General features: G+C 64.5%; 17 protein-coding genes and 1 tRNA gene. 6 read left to right on the forward strand and 12 right to left on the reverse strand.

Annotation, left to right across the window (positions count from 1 at the left end; genetic code table 11):
* Positions 1-30: 30 nt before the first annotated feature.
* The 11 genes from IVB48_RS28155 to aroA form a co-directional block, all read right to left on the reverse strand.
* Complete coding sequence (locus IVB48_RS28155) at positions 31-1,374, reverse strand: folylpolyglutamate synthase/dihydrofolate synthase family protein (RefSeq protein ID WP_247405040.1); 1,344 nt, start codon at positions 1,372-1,374, stop codon at positions 31-33.
* Positions 1,371-2,312 (reverse strand): acetyl-CoA carboxylase, carboxyltransferase subunit beta, encoded by a 942-nt coding sequence (gene accD, locus IVB48_RS28160; RefSeq protein ID WP_247285096.1) that lies wholly within the window; start codon positions 2,310-2,312, stop codon positions 1,371-1,373. Before accD ends, IVB48_RS28155 begins: the two co-directional genes overlap by 4 nt.
* 137 nt (positions 2,313-2,449) lie before the next feature.
* The gene (gene trpA / locus IVB48_RS28165; RefSeq protein WP_247405043.1) at positions 2,450-3,286 is read right to left on the reverse strand and encodes a tryptophan synthase subunit alpha; all 837 of its coding nucleotides are present in this window, start codon (positions 3,284-3,286) and stop codon (positions 2,450-2,452) included.
* Positions 3,283-4,500: a tryptophan synthase subunit beta gene (gene trpB, locus IVB48_RS28170; RefSeq protein ID WP_027514720.1), complete on the reverse strand. Its 1,218-nt coding sequence runs from the start codon at positions 4,498-4,500 to the stop codon at positions 3,283-3,285. Before trpB ends, trpA begins: the two co-directional genes overlap by 4 nt.
* On the reverse strand, positions 4,497-5,168 hold the full coding sequence (locus IVB48_RS28175) for a phosphoribosylanthranilate isomerase (protein WP_027566164.1): 672 nt from the start codon (positions 5,166-5,168) through the stop codon (positions 4,497-4,499). The genes trpB and IVB48_RS28175 overlap by 4 nt, the downstream gene beginning before the upstream one ends.
* 81 nt (positions 5,169-5,249) lie before the next feature.
* Positions 5,250-5,642 (reverse strand): lipopolysaccharide assembly protein LapA domain-containing protein, encoded by a 393-nt coding sequence (locus tag IVB48_RS28180; RefSeq protein ID WP_247405046.1) that lies wholly within the window; start codon positions 5,640-5,642, stop codon positions 5,250-5,252.
* A 71-nt stretch (positions 5,643-5,713) separates the two neighbouring features.
* A complete protein-coding gene (locus IVB48_RS28185; protein WP_007598410.1) occupies positions 5,714-6,019 on the reverse strand; it encodes an integration host factor subunit beta in 306 nt (101 codons plus the stop codon).
* A gap of 172 nt (positions 6,020-6,191) precedes the next feature.
* Positions 6,192-7,172, reverse strand: coding sequence for a signal peptide peptidase SppA (gene sppA, locus IVB48_RS28190; protein ID WP_247405051.1), 981 nt, complete (start codon positions 7,170-7,172; stop codon positions 6,192-6,194).
* A 332-nt stretch (positions 7,173-7,504) separates the two neighbouring features.
* Positions 7,505-9,211, reverse strand: coding sequence for a 30S ribosomal protein S1 (rpsA, locus tag IVB48_RS28195; protein ID WP_027566167.1), 1,707 nt, complete (start codon positions 9,209-9,211; stop codon positions 7,505-7,507).
* A 267-nt stretch (positions 9,212-9,478) separates the two neighbouring features.
* Positions 9,479-10,117, reverse strand: coding sequence for a (d)CMP kinase (gene cmk / locus IVB48_RS28200; RefSeq protein ID WP_027514724.1), 639 nt, complete (start codon positions 10,115-10,117; stop codon positions 9,479-9,481).
* Positions 10,114-11,451 carry a 3-phosphoshikimate 1-carboxyvinyltransferase gene (gene aroA, locus IVB48_RS28205; protein WP_027566168.1) on the reverse strand — a complete coding sequence of 446 codons (1,338 nt, stop codon included), beginning with the start codon at positions 11,449-11,451 and terminating at the stop codon, positions 10,114-10,116. The genes cmk and aroA overlap by 4 nt, the downstream gene beginning before the upstream one ends.
* 172 nt (positions 11,452-11,623) lie before the next feature.
* Between aroA and IVB48_RS28210 the strand changes: the two genes are divergently transcribed.
* The 3 genes from IVB48_RS28210 to IVB48_RS28220 all read left to right on the forward strand — a co-directional run bounded on the left by IVB48_RS28210 (position 11,624) and on the right by IVB48_RS28220 (position 12,554).
* Entirely contained in the window at positions 11,624-12,034 is a 411-nt protein-coding gene (locus IVB48_RS28210) for a TIGR02300 family protein (protein WP_007598417.1), read from the forward strand.
* 66 nt (positions 12,035-12,100) lie between these two features.
* Positions 12,101-12,176: transfer RNA gene (locus IVB48_RS28215), tRNA-Ala, on the forward strand.
* 135 nt (positions 12,177-12,311) lie between these two features.
* Positions 12,312-12,554 (forward strand): GIY-YIG nuclease family protein, encoded by a 243-nt coding sequence (locus IVB48_RS28220; protein ID WP_247405054.1) that lies wholly within the window; start codon positions 12,312-12,314, stop codon positions 12,552-12,554.
* A gap of 17 nt (positions 12,555-12,571) precedes the next feature.
* Here IVB48_RS28220 and IVB48_RS28225 read toward each other — a convergent pair whose 3' ends face one another.
* On the reverse strand, positions 12,572-13,033 hold the full coding sequence (locus IVB48_RS28225) for a MarR family transcriptional regulator (protein ID WP_247285089.1): 462 nt from the start codon (positions 13,031-13,033) through the stop codon (positions 12,572-12,574).
* 154 nt (positions 13,034-13,187) lie between these two features.
* On the opposite strand from IVB48_RS28225, the gene IVB48_RS28230 reads away from it, so the two are divergent.
* The 3 genes from IVB48_RS28230 (at position 13,188) to ugpB (ending at position 16,541) form a co-directional block, all read left to right on the forward strand.
* Positions 13,188-13,613 carry an organic hydroperoxide resistance protein gene (locus IVB48_RS28230; protein ID WP_247405056.1) on the forward strand — a complete coding sequence of 142 codons (426 nt, stop codon included), beginning with the start codon at positions 13,188-13,190 and terminating at the stop codon, positions 13,611-13,613.
* Between the two features lie 174 nt (positions 13,614-13,787).
* A complete protein-coding gene (locus tag IVB48_RS28235) occupies positions 13,788-15,005 on the forward strand; it encodes a CaiB/BaiF CoA-transferase family protein (RefSeq protein WP_247405059.1) in 1,218 nt (405 codons plus the stop codon).
* A 219-nt stretch (positions 15,006-15,224) separates the two neighbouring features.
* Complete coding sequence (gene ugpB / locus IVB48_RS28240; RefSeq protein ID WP_027566173.1) at positions 15,225-16,541, forward strand: sn-glycerol-3-phosphate ABC transporter substrate-binding protein UgpB; 1,317 nt, start codon at positions 15,225-15,227, stop codon at positions 16,539-16,541.
* Positions 16,542-16,577 lie beyond the last annotated feature (36 nt).

A 16,577-nucleotide genomic window follows, 5' to 3' on the forward strand; every position in this document is an offset into this window, starting at 1 on the left:
GGTCTTCCTGTAGCCCGGATGGAGCGAAGACTATAAAGGAGGTGTGCCGTTGATGGCGAGCACGTGGCCGGCGAGATAGAGCGAGCCGGTGATCAGGATGCGCGGCGGCACTTCGTAGGCGAGCTTCGCCAGGGCGCGCAGTGCGGCCTCGACGCCGGGCGCGGGCTCGACGCGCATGCCGAGGCTGCGGGCGGCATCCGTGAGGCGGTCGACCGGCATGGCGTTGTCGGTGTCGGGAATCGGCACCGCGATGATGTGGCGGGTCAGACCGGCGAAATTGGCGAGAAAACTCTGCGCGTCCTTGTTGGCCATCATGCCGGCGATCACGACCAGCGGCCGCGACACCCGCTCTTCGAGATCGCCGAGTGCGGCCGCCGCGACGCGGCCGCCTTCCGCATTGTGGCCGCCGTCGAGCCAGATCTCCGATCCCTGCGGCCCCCAAGCGAGCAGCTCTCCAGACGCAATGCGCTGCATCCGCGCCGGCCATTCCGCACCGACGATCCCGGCCTCGAACGCCGCCTGGTTGACCTTGAAGGCGTTGGTGGCCCGCAACGTCGCGATGGCGAGGCCGGCATTGTCGAACTGGTGGCGCCCGAACAGGCGCGGCGCGGTGAGATCCATCAAGCCGCGCTCATCGGAATAAACCAGCCGCCCGTTTTCGACGTTGACGTGCCAGCTCTCGCCCGCGGCAAACAATGGGGCGCGCATGCGCTTGGCCTGCGCCTCGATCACGGCCATCGCCTCAGCCGACTGCTCCGCGCAAACGACCGGCACGCCGCGCTTGATGATCGCCGCCTTTTCGCCGGCGATCGAGGTCAAGGTGTCGCCGAGGAAATCCATGTGGTCCATGCTGACAGGCGTGATCACGCAGGCCGCCGGCGCGTCAACCACGTTGGTGGAATCGAGCCGGCCGCCAAGGCCGACCTCCAGCAGAACCACATCGGCCGGGTTCTGCGCGAACAGGTGAAATGCCGCCGCCGTCTTGAGCTCGAACACGGTGGCCGGCTCACCGGCGTTGACACGCTCGACCTGTTCCAGCGCCGCGCGCAATTCGTCGTCGCTGACCAGCACACCGCCACCGACGCGGCCGAGCCGGAAACATTCGTTGATGCGAACGAGATAGGGCGACGTGTAGGCGTGGACGCGCAGGCCGGCGGCCTCCAGCGTCGCGCGCAGATAAGCGAGCGTCGAGCCCTTGCCGTTGGTACCGGCGATGTGGATCACCGGCGGCAGCTTGCGCTCAGGGTGACCGAGCCGCTCGAGCAGGCGGTGCATCCGCTCCAGCCCGAGATCGATGCGTTTCTGGTGCAGGGCCGACAGCCGCCCGATCAATTCGTCGAGCGGCGGCTTTGCGCGGTCGGAGGAAGCGTTCACGCGTGCGGCGCGGCCGGCGCCGTTTCGGGAGCCGATACGATCTGCGCCGGACTGACGACCGGCTGCACCGGCTTTGACGCGGTCTCAAGCGCCGGCGCCCTGGTCAACAGTCGGCAGAGCCGCGCCAGGGTCGGACGCAATTCGTGGCGGTGCACGACCATGTCGATCATGCCGTGCTCCTTGAGGTATTCGGCGCGCTGAAAACCCTCGGGGAGCTTTTCGCGAATGGTCTGCTCGATCACGCGCGCGCCGGCAAAACCGATCAGCGCGCCCGGTTCGGCGATCTGCACGTCGCCGAGCATCGCATAGGATGCGGTGACCCCGCCGGTGGTCGGATTGGTCAGCACGACGATGTAGGGCTGTTTTGCTTCACGCAGCATCTGCACCGCGACCGTGGTGCGCGGCATCTGCATCAGCGACAGGATGCCTTCCTGCATGCGCGCGCCACCACTGGCGGCGAACACGATGAAGGGTGACTTCTTCTCGACCGCGAGCTCGAGCCCGCGCACGATGGCTTCGCCCGCGGCCATGCCGAGCGAGCCGCCCATGAAGTCGAAATCCTGCACGGCGACAACGACGGCGGCACCTTCGAGCTTGCCGTAGCCGACCTTGATCGCGTCGTTCAGATTGGTCCGCGCGCGGGCATCCTTGATGCGATCGACGTACTTCTTCTCGTCACGGAACTTGAGCGGATCGGGCGTGACGTCAGGCAGCGCGACGTCGTACCAGGTCTCATTGTCGAAAACCGACTTCAGACGCGCCACCGCGTTCATGCGCATATGGTAGTTCGAGCCGGGAATGACGAACTGGTTGGCTTCGACGTCCTTGTAGAACACGAGCTGTCCGGAATCCGGGCACTTGATCCACAGATTCTCCGGCGTCTCCCGCCGCAGCATGTTGCGGATCTTCGGCCGGACCACATTGGTAAGCCAGTTCATGGTTTGCTCCGATGTGCGATCCCGCCTGGGGACCACCTGAAGGGATATATGGCGGCCGGGACCCGGCCCGGCAAGCCGCCGGATCGTCCGCCTTGCTCTTCGGACTTGCTCGTCGGACTTGGCAGCGGAATTATGGCCTATTCCGCCGCCTGTTGCGCGCCTTTGACGCCCTGGGCCAGTGCCGCGGTCAGCTCGGCGACGGCGTTGACGGTTTTGCCGGTGGCGTGCCCGTCCGCATCGAGGCTGTTCTTGAGGGCATCGACCAGCGCGGTGCCGACCACGGCGCCATTGGCATGCGAGGCAATCGCGCGGGCGGTCTCCGGTGTACGGATGCCAAAGCCGACGCAGACCGGCAGTTTTGTGTGCCGCTTGATACGGGCAACTGCCTCGCCGACGGCCGTGGAGTCCGCGGCCGCAGCGCCGGTGATGCCGGTGATCGAAACGTAGTAGACAAAGCCCGAGGTGTTGGCGAGCACCGCCGGCAGACGCTTGTCGTCGGTCGTCGGCGTTGCAAGCCGAATGAAATTGAGGCCGGCCTTCATCGCGGGCAGGCAGAGCTCGTCGTCCTCTTCCGGCGGCAGGTCGACGATGATGAGGCCGTCGATGCCGGCACTCTTCGCATCACCTAAGAACTTGTCGACGCCATAGATGTAGATCGGGTTGTAGTAGCCCATCAGCACGATCGGCGTGGTGTTGTCGTCCTTGCGGAAGCTGCGCACGAGATCGAGCGTCTTCTTCAGCGTCATGCCGGCCTTGAGCGCGCGCAGGCCTGCCGCCTGGATCGACGGGCCGTCAGCCATCGGATCGGTGAAGGGCATGCCGAGCTCGATCACATCGGCGCCCGCTTTCGGCAGCGCCTTGATGATCTCGAGCGAGGTCGCCGGATCGGGATCGCCGGCCATCACGAAGGTGACGAAGGCCGCGCGGCCGGCTTTCTTCAGCTCGGCGAAACGGGTGTCGATACGCGTGGTCACTTGCTCTTGCCCCGCAGGATGTCGCCGACCTGCGGGACGTCCTTGTCGCCGCGGCCGGAGAGGTTGACGACCATCAGGTGATCTTTTGTCCGCTTCGGCGCGAGCTCCATCACCTTGGCGATGGCATGTGCCGGCTCGAGCGCGGGGATGATGCCTTCCAGCTTTGACAGCAACTGGAACGCTGCGAGCGCCTCGTCGTCGGTCGCGGAGAGATAGTTCACGCGGCCGATCTCGTGCAGCCAGGAGTGCTCGGGGCCGATGCCGGGATAGTCGAGGCCGGCGGAGATCGAATGCGCGTCCTGGATCTGGCCGTCCGCATCCATCAGCAGATAAGTGCGGTTGCCGTGCAGCACGCCCGGCCGGCCGCCGGCGATCGATGCCGCATGCAGTTGCGTCAGTCCGTGGCCCGCAGCTTCGACGCCGAAGATCTCGACGGTGGAATCGTCGAGGAACGGATGGAACAGGCCCATGGCGTTGGAGCCGCCGCCGATGCAGGCGACCAGCGAATCCGGCAGCCGGCCTTCGATCTCCTGCATCTGCGCCTTGGTCTCGTTGCCGATGATCGACTGGAAGTCGCGCACCAGCGTCGGATAGGGATGCGGACCCGCGACCGTCCCGATGCAGTAAAACGTGTTGTGCACGTTGGTGACCCAGTCGCGCAGCGCCTCGTTCATGGCATCCTTCAGCGTGCGCGTGCCCGACTGCACTGGAATGACCGTCGCGCCCAGCATCTCCATGCGGATGACGTTGGGCTGCTGCCGCTCGACGTCGACGGCGCCCATGTACACGATGCATTCCAGGCCGAAGCGCGCGCACAGCGTCGCGGTGGCGACACCGTGCTGGCCGGCGCCGGTCTCGGCGATGATGCGCTTCTTGCCCATGCGTCGCGCCAGCATGATCTGGCCGAGCACGTTGTTCACCTTGTGCGAGCCGGTGTGGTTGAGCTCTTCGCGCTTGAGGTAGATTTTCGCGCCGCCGAGATGCTCGGTCAGACGCTCGGCGAAATAGAGCGGCGAGGGCCGGCCGACATAATTCTTGAGATAGCCGTTCATCTCGGTCTGGAAGGCCGGGTCGGCCTTGGCCTCGGTGTAGGCTTTCTCCAGATCGAGGATTAGCGGCATCAGGGTTTCGGCAACGAAGCGTCCGCCGAAAATGCCGAAATGGCCGCGCTCGTCGGGGCCGCTGCGATAGGAATTGGGTTTTACAACATTCATCGGACGCTCAACTCTTGACTTGCATCTTGGCTTGCGCGCGCGGCGCGAATGAAGGCCTTGATCATCTCGGGGTCTTTCACGCCTGGGGCGCTCTCGACACCGGAGGAGACGTCGACGCCACCGGCCCGGGTGACGCGAACGGCTTCGGCGACGTTGTCGGCGCTGAGGCCGCCCGAGACCATATACGGCACCGCGAGCTCCAGGTTTCCGAGCAGATGCCAATCAAACGGTGCACCGAGGCCGCCCGGCCGCGTTGCGTCCTTCGGTGCGCGCGCATCGAACAGGATGCGTTCGGCAACCTCTGCGTAACCGGGCAGCACGGCGAGATCGGCCGACGTTGCGACCGGCACGACCTTCATCACCGGACGACCGAACCGTTGCCTGATGTCGCGCAGCCGGGCCACGCTCTCCGTGCCATGAAGCTGGAACATGTCCGGCGACAGCGCGTCCATGATGTTGTCGAGCGTGGCATCGTCGGCATCGACGGTGAGCGCGACCTTGAGCGCGCGCCGCTTCACCTGCCGGCCGAGCTCCCGGCCGGCTTCCAGCGACAAATGTCGCGGCGACGGCGGGAAGAACACGAACCCCACCATGTCGGCACCCGCCTCGAGCGCCGTTTCGAGCGTCTCGGGCGTGGACAGGCCGCAGATTTTGACGAGCAAGGACATGTTCTCGACGGATATGGGCTCAAAGCAAATGGAGGCCGCAGGTCCGCGGCCGGAAAACGGGCTTTTCGGTTGCGGCCGCTTCTACAACGTCGCGCGCTGCTTGTCTCGCCCGACGGACCCGTAAAGCCCCACCCCGGAGGGAACGGGGAGGCGCTGGGACTCAGGCCTTACTGCGGCAGACTGGGCCCGCAGATCAGCCAGTTCGCCTCGCGCGGCCCGGGCATCCGCGTCATGCCGGCGCGCCGCACGCCGCCAGTGCCGCTGGCCCAACCAGACGGCACAACCACCCGCGACCACTCCGAGCGCTGCCACCACGATCAGGAGCAGGAACAGCGGCAGCGTGACAGAGAATGACGGGTCGTTGGAAACGAAGGGATCGAACGAGACCGTGACGAAATGCCGGTTGGCCACGGCAAAGACCATCAGGATCAGGCCCAGCGGAATCACGACCAGCGCGGTCAGGAATTTTCGCATCACGGCTCGCTCGCCTTGAATCAAGGTTGCGGCCGCATCGCTCGCGACCGCGGGAAACCCTGAGGTGGACCTCAGTCTGGCGCGCCTGGATCCGGATGGTCGCGATTCAGCCGTTCGCGCATTTCCTTGCCGGTCTTGAAGAACGGAACGCTCTTCTGATCGACAGGCACATGGGCGCCCGTGCGCGGATTGCGCCCTGCGCGTGCAGGGCGATGCTTGACCGAGAAGGCACCGAAGCCGCGCAACTCGACGCGATCACCGCGCGCGAGAGCCGCTACGATCTCTTCGAGAATCGCATTCACAATGTTCTCGACATCCCGCTGGTACAGATGCGGGTTGTGCTCGGCGATACGCTGAACAAGTTCGGATTTGATCATCGAGAGATAGGACCCGGGAGCGTGCGGACGACCATTTCCGTGAAAATACCGTGATCTGTCAAGACGCTAAATGAAGGTTGAGCGTCGTGAAAATACGTGACAAATGCCGAAAAAGCAGGCTGGCCCTGCACGCGCCGAACGGGAAAAACCTCTGGGGCTCGCCCGGTTCCGGTCAGTTCGACGCCGCCGGCTGCCACAAGGCGAGCATTCCATCCATTCCGAGCCGATCAACCGCCTGCACGACGCCGGTTTGCGCGATTTGATGCGCAATCGAGCCTAAACCCAGTGCTTCCAGCGTCACTGCGGCCGCCGTCTTGAGGAACGGCAGATCGCTGAAGCGCGGCTGCAGCTTGTAATCGCGCACGGAGAGCCCCTTCTTGACGCCCTTCTGCTCGACCAGCCAGGTCACCGCGGTCTTCTCGTCGCCGATCTGATCGATCAGCTTGAGATCGATGGCCTGGCGTCCGGTGAAGACACGGCCATCAACCACTTTCTCGAGCTGCGTGTCATCCATGCCACGCCGCTCCTTCACCAATCCCTTGAACCAGGCATAGGAATCCTTCACCAGCGCATCGAGCGCCGCCCGTGCCTCGGGGCTGGTCGGCTCGAAACCGTTGGGCGCGGCCTTCAGCGGCGTGGATTTTACCTCCTCCACCTTGACGCCGACGGTCTTCAACAGCTCCGAGACGTTCGGGAATTGGAACAGCACGCCGATCGAGCCGACCAGCGAGCTCTGCTGGGCGATGATGTGATCGCTCGCGATCGCGGTGATGTAGCCGCCGGAGGCGGCGAGGCCTTCGACGACCACGACGAGCGGCTTCTTTGCCTTCAGCCGTACAAGCGAATCATAGAGTTGCTCGGAGCCGGCGGTGGTGCCGCCCGGCGAATTGACGTGAACGATGACGGCGGCAGCCTGCGAATTCTCCAGCCGTTCCAGCGCCTGCGTGCGATCGGAATCGCTGCGGATCAGGCCGTCGATCTGGACCCGCGCGATCGAGCCGGCGGACGCGAACGTGCCGCGCGCACCCGGCGTCGCGACCAGCGCGAAACCTGCGATCGCCGCGACCGCGATCAGCGCGGCCAATACGCGCCAGAACGTCAGCTTGCGGCGGATCCTGCGGCGATCGACGATGATGTCCGAATCGAGCGACATCTCAATATCTCCAAATGAAAGGCCAAGCGCGTTGTGCCGTCGCAGCGTCAGCATTGGCTTATCTGGATACATCAATTGCGGCGCAATTAGAAGAAAACAAGGCCGGCTGCGGCATGGGCCACGACGTAGCGACACACTCATTGTCGTCCCGGCGAAGGCCGGGACCCATAACCACAGGGAGTAGTTTGGCGAAGACCCGTGGCCTCGGCACTCCTAACGCCCATCATCGATAGGTCACGCGGTATGAGTCCCGGCCTTCGCCGGGACGACGATAGCAACAAAAAAGCCCCGGCTTGCGCCGGGGCTTTGATGCAACGAAACCTGCGTTTCGCTTACTTGGTGTCGCGGTTCTTGAGCGCGGTGCCAAGGATGTCGCCGAGCGTCGCCCCCGAATCGGAGGAGCCGTACTGCGCGATGGCTTCCTTCTCTTCGGCGACTTCGAGCGCCTTGATCGACACCTGGACCTTGCGGGCCTTCTTGTCGAACTGGATCACGCGGGCATCGACCTTCTCGCCGACGGCGAAGCGTTCGGCGCGCTGATCGTTGCGGTCACGGGCGAGCTCCGAGCGCTTCACGAAAGTGGTGAAGTCGGTACCGGTGATCTTCACCTCGATGCCGCTCTCCTTCACTTCGATCACTTCGCAGGTCACGACCGCGCCCTTCTTGACATCGCCCGGCTCGGCGAAGGGGTCGCCTTCGAGCTGCTTGATGCCGAGCGAAATACGCTCCTTCTCGACGTCCACATCGAGCACCACGGCCTTCACCATGTCGCCCTTCTTGTAGTTGTCGATCACCTGCTCGCCCGGCTGCTTCCAGTCGAGGTCGGAGAGATGGACCATGCCGTCGACGTCGCCCTCGAGGCCCAGAAACAGACCGAACTCGGTCTTGTTCTTGACTTCGCCCTCGACCGTCGAACCGGTCGGGTGACCTTCGACGAAGACCTCCCACGGGTTGCGCATGGTCTGCTTGAGGCCGAGCGAGATGCGGCGCTTGACGGAATCCACTTCCAGCACCTGCACTTCGACTTCCTGCGAGGTCGAAACGATCTTGCCGGGGTGCATGTTCTTCTTGGTCCACGACATCTCGGAGACGTGGATCAGGCCTTCGATGCCCGGCTCGAGCTCGACGAACGCGCCGTAGTCGGTGATGTTGGTGACGCGACCGGTGAAGCGGGCACCCAGCGGGTACTTGGCTTCGATGCCCTGCCACGGATCGTCCAACAGCTGCTTCATGCCCAGCGAGATGCGGTGCGTCTCGTGGTTGATCTTGATGATCTTGACCTTCACGGTCTGGCCGATCGAGAGCACTTCGGTCGGATGGTTGACGCGGCGCCACGCGATATCGGTGACGTGCAGCAGACCGTCGATGCCGCCGAGATCAACGAACGCACCGTAATCGGTGATGTTCTTGACCACGCCGTCGATGACCTGACCCTCTTCGAGGTTCTGCACCAGCTCCTGACGCTGCTCGGCGCGAGTCTCTTCGAGAACCGTGCGGCGCGACACGACGATGTTGCCGCGGCGACGGTCCATCTTGAGGATCTGGAACGGCTGCGAGTTGTTCATCAGCGGCGCAACGTCGCGGATCGGACGGATGTCGACCTGCGAACGCGGCAGGAAGGCCACGGCACCGTCGAGGTCGACAGTGAAGCCGCCCTTGACCTGGTTGAAGATGACGCCGTTGACCTTCTCGTTGTTCTGGAAGGCCTTCTCGAGCTTGCCCCAGCTCTCTTCGCGGCGCGCCTTGTCGCGCGACAGCACGGCTTCGCCGAGGGCGTTCTCGATCCGGTCGAGGAACACTTCCACCTCGTCGCCGACCTTGAGCTCGCTGTCGCGGCCGGGGCCGGAAAATTCGCGCAGGGCAACGCGGCCCTCGGTCTTCAGGCCGACGTCGATGACGGCCATGTCCTTTTCGATTGCAACAACCTTGCCCTTGATGACTGAGCTTTCCTGCAGGTTGCCGCCTGCGAAGGACTCGTCGAGCATCGCGGCGAAATCGTCGCGCGACGGGCTATAGGTATCAGCAGAAGTCGAAGCCATTTGTTCTCCAGTTGCGGATGTCATGCCGGCCGTTGGGTTCTTGGGCGCACCGTACGCGCAGTGTCGGAAGGTCCGCAGAACCTTCGAGCGACCGCTCGCTGCTCCGACCTGGAGGGCGGAACAGCGGAAGCGGGCCGGCTGAGGCCCGCGCATTCGATACGTGGAAATCTTTTGTCCGGAACCTGGATCGCGTCGGCCCCAAGCAGGGACCGAGAGTATCGACCTCAAAGAGCGGGAGCGGGCGCTTCCTCCAATGACGGCAGCGGCTTAACCCCGCGACCGGCCCGCTCGGACGGCCTCGATAATGTCGATGGCGGCCCGGACGCCGCCTTCTATATCCAGTTGGGAGTTATCTAGCAAGTAAGCATCCGCGGCCGGCTTCAGGGGCGCGATCGCCCGGTTTTTGTCGCGTTCGTCGCGCTGGATGATGTCGGCGAGCACGGCCGCCTCGTCGGCCTCCTCGCCCCGCGCCTTGGCCTCCATGGTCCGGCGGCGGGCGCGGACCTTGGGGTCGGCCACGACGAAGATCTTCACGTCGGCATGGGGGCAGATCACGGTTCCAATATCCCGACCGTCGAGCACGGCGCCGGGCGGATCGGCGGCGAATTGCCGCTGAAAGCTGACCAGGGCCTCGCGCACCCTTGGGATCGCCGAGACGATGGAGGCGCCCTCGCCGGCCTTCTGGGTCTTCAGGGCGGGATTGCCGAACTTCTCGGGATCGAGTTCCAGCGCCGCAGCGACCGCGGCTGCCTCGTCCCGGAGATCATGCCCGGACTGCATCAGGGAATAGGCCACCGCGCGATAGATCACGCCGGTATCAAGATGACGGTAGCCGTAATGGTGGGCGAGGCGCTTGCCGAGCGTGCCCTTGCCCGACGCCGCGGGCCCGTCGATGGCGATGATCATGAAAACTCGGCCCCAAGCGAACGCATCATCGGGATGAAATCCGGAAAACTGGTGGCGATGAAGGCCGTGTCGTCGACGGTCACCGGCTGGTCCGACGCGCAGCCCATCACCAGCGCGGACATCGCGATGCGATGGTCCATGTGGGTGGCCACAACGCCGCCGCCGGGAACGTGGCCGCGGCCTTCGACGATCAAATCGTCGCCGGAGACCTCGACCTTGACGCCGTTGACGCGGAGCATGGCGGCAGTGGCTTCGAGACGGTCGGATTCCTTGACGCGCAGCTCCTGGAGGCCGCGCATGATGGTCGTGCCCTCGGCAAAGGCGGCCGCTACCGCCAGCACCAGATATTCGTCGATCATCGACGGTGCGCGCTCCGGCGGCACTTCGACACCGCGCAATTTCGAGGCGCGTACGCGCAGCTTCGCCATCGGCTCGCCGGCGTCGCCGCGAACTTCGCTTTCCTCGATCGAGGCACCCATTTCGCGCAGGGTGGTGAAAAGACCGGTGCGCAGCGGATTGGTCATGACATCGGACAGGACGAGGTCGGAACCTTCGACGATCAGCGCAGCAACGATGGGGAACGCCGCCGATGAGGGATCGGCGGGCACGACGACATTGGCGCCATGCAGCTCAGGCTGCCCCACGAGCGTGATACGGCGGCCGTGCTGACCTTCCTGCACCGAGGTGATCTCGGCGCCGAAATGCTTGAGCATCAGTTCGGTGTGGTCGCGACTGGCCTCGGTCTCGATGACGGTCGTGGTGCCCGGCGCGGCCAGACCCGCGAGCAGCACGGCGGATTTGATCTGGGCCGAGGCGACCGGGGTCTTGTAGGTGATCGGCAGCGGATCGCGCGCACCCTGGACGGTCAGCGGCAGGCGGCCGCCCTCGCCGCCGGAGACGACCTTCGCACCCATCTTTTCCAGCGGGTCCAGAATCCGGCGCATGGGCCGGGTGCGCAGCGAGGCATCGCCGTCGAAAATCGCAGAGATCGGGCAGCCGGCGACGGCGCCCATGACGAGCCGGCAGCCGGTGCCGGAGTTGCCGAAATCCAGCGGCACTTTGGGCTCCGCGAAGCCCGCGACACCCACACCGTTCACCTTCCAGGCGAAATCTCCGGTGCGCTCGACCCTGGCGCCAAGCGCCTGCATGGATTTGGCGGTGTTGAGGACGTCCTCGCCCTCCAGGAGGCCCGAAATCCGCGTCTCTCCGACCGCGAGCGCGCCGAGGATGAGGGCACGGTGGGAGATCGACTTGTCTCCGGGCACCCGTACTTTCCCGGTCAGGGGACCGCTGGCGCGCGACTGGAGCGGCGTCGGCTTGTCGGAATCGGTCAAGTTTGTGTCCTTGGATAGGCCCGGAACATCCCTGCGGGACTCGCGGGGCAGGTATCACATGGTCTCCCCGCCGTCACGGGCATGTCGTTCTCCCGCAATGCGCTATTGACAGCGGGCCGCCAACTAGCCAAGTGAAGCACCGCTTTTCAGACATTTCCAGGATTCCTCTGCCGTGGCCAAGTCCGAACTCGGAACTAAACGTATTTGCCCGACCACGGGCAAAAAGTTCTATGACCTCAACAAGAATCCGGTGATCTCGCCCTATACCGGTGAAGTCGTGCCGATCGCGCCCATCGCGCCGGCTCGCGCTCCCCGCGGCGCCGAAGCCCGCCACGCAGCCGCTGCCGCCGACGCCACGCCGGAGCCGGCGGAGGTCGAGGAGGTCTCGCTCGAGGAGGCCGATGCCGAGGAGAACACCGGCAAGGTCAAGGCCGTCGTACCCGAATCCGAGGACGACATCGAAGTCGATGAGACCATCGAGGACGATGACGACGACGATTCGACCTTTATCGCCGACGACGAAGAAGGCGACGAGGACGTGACCGACATCATTGGTGATGTCGGCGGTGACGAAGAGACTTGAGATAATTCCAGAACTGTGGTTCTGGGTCTTTCCCGACGCGTCGCCCAAGGCGCGTCGGACGGTTAAGGGGCCATAGCTCAGCTGGGAGAGCGCTTGCATGGCATGCAAGAGGTCGGCGGTTCGATCCCGCCTGGCTCCACCACGCTTCGCCCTTCAGGCTACGCGTGGCGCAGCCGCGCACAGCCTGAAGGGCGAAGCGTGGTGTCCGGCGAAGCCCGAAGGGCGAAGACGGACTGGTGAGACTTCGACACAGCGGCTGCCCAGGCGATAATCGTCAATGTGGCACGTCTACATCCTCCGCAGCATCGAATTTCCTGAGCAGGAATACGTTGGGGCTACGGAAGATCTGAAGCGCCGGATTCCAGAGCACAATGCTGGCAAATCCACCCACACCGCCAAGTTCAAGCCTTGGAAGCTGATCTGGTACTGCGCCTTCCCTGACAAGCACAAAGCGCTCGCCTTTGAAGCGTACCTGAAGTCTCACTCCGGCCGGGCGTTCACAAAGAAGCGGCTGTCCTAAGCACGCAAACCTAACCCCTACTCCCCAATCACCGCATTCAACCGATCGCGCAGCGCCACGATCTCGTCCTTCATCGCGACCAGTTCCGAGACTGAGCAGTCCGTCGCCGCCAGGATCGATTGCGGCACGGCCCGCGCCTTGTCCTTCAAGGCTTGGCCCTGCGGCGTCAACGCGATCAGCACCTGACGTTCGTCCTCGCTCGAGCGCGTGCGCTTGACGAGATGGGCCGCCTCGAGCCGCTTGAGCAGCGGCGTCAGCGTGCCCGAATCCAGGTGCAGCTTTTCGCCGATGCTCTTCACCGGCACGTCGTCGCGCTCCCACAGCACCAGCATCACCAGGTATTGCGGATAGGTCAGGCCGAGCCGGTCCAGCAGCGGCTTGTAGACGCGGTTGAAGGCATGCGCGGCCGAATAGACCGCGAAGCAGATCTGGTTATCGAGGCGAAGCGGCGCGTCCGCTGCCGAATGTTTCCGGGGCATCGAGAATCTCACGGGACTTGCTCCATTCTGGAGCCGGCCGGCGGCATATTCAATTGCGAACAATTAAATGTGAGGCCTTATAATTTCAATTGCGCACAATCTAATTGTTTGCGATAAGGATCGCACCCCACCCGAGAAACACAGGGAGACGAAAATGTCAGTGAACGTTTTCTACAAGACCAGCGCAAAGGCCACCGGCGGCCGCGACGGCCATGCCGCGACCCTCGACGGCGCGCTCGACGTCAAGCTCACCACGCCGAAGGAACTCGGCGGCGGCGGCGGCGCCGGCAACAATCCCGAGCAGCTGTTTGCGGCGGGCTATGCCGCCTGCTTCATCGGCGCGATGAAGTTCGTCTCCTCGCAGGGAGGACCCAAGGTTCCGGCCGACGCCTCCGTGACCTCGACCGTCGGCATCGGCCCGCGCGCGGCCGGCGGCTTCGGTCTCGACATCGACCTTGCCGTCTCGCTGCCGGGCCTCGCCCGCGCGGAAGCCGAGGCGCTGGTCGAGAAGGCGCACCAGGTGTGCCCGTATTCCAACGCGACGCGCGGCAATGTCGACGTTCGCCTGACGGTCGTCTGATCGGGTAGCTGAAGCGGCTGGCCCGGGATCCTCTCGGACCGGCCGCTTCCCATGATTTGCCATCCCGCGGGATTGCGGCGAGCGGCCTGCATGACGCCCTACGCGGGAAGCCATTGCCGGTCCGGACGAACCTCGTTAGGCCTGTGATCACATCGACACAGGGGACGCGAAGGGATGACTGAAGCCGCCAGTTCTGGAGCTGCCACGGGCGCAATGAGCGGCCTGCGCGTCATCGATCTCACGCGCGTGCTCGGGGGTCCCTATTGCACCCAGATCCTCGCCGACCATGGCGCCGACGTGATCAAGGTCGAGCCGCCCGCCGGCGACGAGGTGCGCGACTGGGGCCCTCCTTTCCACGAAGAAGACGCGGCCTATTTCATCGGCATCAACCGCAACAAGCGCTCGATCGGCCTCGACCTCGCCTCCGAGGGCGGCCGGGCCGTGCTGCTCAAGATGCTGGAGAGCGCCGACGTCCTGATCGAGAACTTCAAGCCGGGCACGCTGGAGAAATGGGGCATCGGCAACGAGGTGTTGCGGGAAAAATTTCCGCGGCTCGTGCATTGCCGGATCTGCGGCTTCGGCGCCGACGGCCCGCGCGGCGGCAATCCCGGCTATGACGCCATCATCCAGGCCATGACCGGCATGATCGCGGCGACCGGCTCGCCCGAGAGCGGACCGATGCGGATCGGCGTGCCGCTGGTCGACATCGGCACCGGCCTCTATGCGGCGATCGGCATCCTGATGGCACTGTCGGAGCGGCAGCGCTCGGGCCAGGGCCAGTTCCTGGAGACCACGCTGTACGAGACCGGTCTCGCCATCATGCATCCGCACACCGCGAATTATTTCATGCATGGCAAGCCGCCGTCGCTCACCGGCAACGAGCATCCCAACCTCGTGCCCTATGCGATCTTCCCGACCAAGACCGACAACATCTTCATCGGCGTCGGCAATGACGGCACCTTCCGCAAGCTCGCCAAGGAGATCGGCAAGCCCGAGCTCGGCACCGATCCGCGCTTTGCGCGCAACAAGGACCGCATCGCCAATCGCGAGGCACTGCGGGCCGAGCTCGCCGCGGTGTTCTGCCAGCACGAGGCCGAGCCGCTGTGCAATCGCCTGCTCGCCGCGGGCCTGCCCGCAGGCCCCGTGCAGAAGATCGACCAGGCGTTGACCAACCCGCACACGATCGCGCGCGGCGATATCATCGAGAAGGATTGGTACAAGGGCGTGGCATCCCCGATCCGGCTCGATCGCAGCAAGCCGAGCCTGCGGCGCCTGCCGCCGAAATTCAGCCAGCACGCGGCCGAGGTGCTGGGCGAATTCGGCTACTCCAGGTCCGAGATCGACGCGATGGTCGAGCAGGGCACGGTCTGCGGACCCGAGCGCAAGCGCTAGCGCCTCGCCTTCCTCATCCGACGGCAATGCCGCACTGCGGTGCGGGCGCTCTGTGCATCGCGAACGGAGGACGCTGCGCGCGCGGCATTCGCCTATTTGACAGCTTCCCTTTTCCAGCGCTTGCCGCTTTCGTTTCGGCCGCTTACACAGTCATGTGAACGTCATATGGCGCTGCTAGCGCAAGCGATCATTTTTGACGGCCCAAGGGAGGTTTACTTGATGGCTCTTCGACACTTTGGAGCGGCTGCCGCTATTGCACTCACGGTTGGACTATCGGCCTCACCGGCCTTGGCCGTGACCGAAATCCAGTGGTGGCACGCGATGACCGGCGCCAACAACGACGTTATCGTCAAGCTCGCCACCGACTTCAACGCGTCGCAGAGCGACTACAAGGTGATCCCGACCTACAAGGGCAACTATCCCGATACGATGAACGCCGGCATCGCGGCGTTCCGCGCCGGCAACGCCCCGCATATCATGCAGGTGTTCGAAGTCGGCACCGCGACCATGATGGCCGCGACCGGCGCCGTGAAGCCCGTCTACAAGCTGATGGCCGACGCCGGCGAGAAATTCGACCCCAAGATCTACCTGCCCGCCATCACCGGCTATTATTCGACGTCGAAGGGCGAGATGCTGTCCTTCCCCTTCAACTCGTCCTCGACCGTGATGTGGGTCAACCTCGACGAGCTGAAGAAGGCGAACGTCGAGATTCCGAAGACCTGGCCCGAAACGTTCGAGGCCGCCAAGAAGCTGAAGGCTGCCGGTCACGACACCTGCGGCTTCTCGGGCTCCTGGATCACCTGGGTCAATCTCGAGCAGCTCTCGGCGTGGCACAACGTGCCGCTCGCCAGCAAGGCCAACGGCCTCGACGGCTTCGACACCGTGCTCGAGTTCAACGGACCGCTTCAGGTCAAGCATCTCGAAACCCTGGTCGAGCTGCAGAAGACCAAGACCTATGACTACGCCGGCCGCACCAACACCGGCGAGGGTCGCTTCACTTCCGGCGAGTGCCCGATCTACCTGACATCGTCGGCGTTCTTCGGCAACGTCAAGGCGCAGGCCAAGTTCGCCTTCACCGCCGTGCCGATGCCGTATTATCCCGACGTCAAGGGCGCACCGCAGAACTCGATCATCGGCGGCGCTTCGCTCTGGGTGATGGGCGGCAAGTCGGCCGAGGAATACAAGGGCGTCGCAAAGTTCCTGACCTTCCTCTCGGACACCGACCGCCAGGTCTATATCCACAAGGCCTCGGGCTACCTGCCGATCACCAAGGCGGCCTATGCCAAGGCGAAGGAAGAGGGCTTCTACAAGGATCAGCCCTATCTCGAGACCCCGCTGCTCGAGCTGACCAACAAGGAGCCGACCGAGAACTCGCGCGGCCTGCGCCTCGGCAACATGGTGCAGCTGCGTGACGTCTGGTCGGAAGAGATCGAGCAGGCGCTGGCCGGCAAGAAGACCGCCAAGCAGGCGCTCGATGCCGCCGTCGAGCGCGGCAACACGATGCTGCGGCAGTTCGAAAAGACCGCCGTCAAGTGAGGCAATGAGCGGCAGGCCGCGACCCGGCCTGCCGCT

It is taken from the genome of Bradyrhizobium sp. 76 (assembly GCF_023073025.1).
Taxonomy (GTDB): Bacteria; Pseudomonadota; Alphaproteobacteria; order Rhizobiales; family Xanthobacteraceae; genus Bradyrhizobium.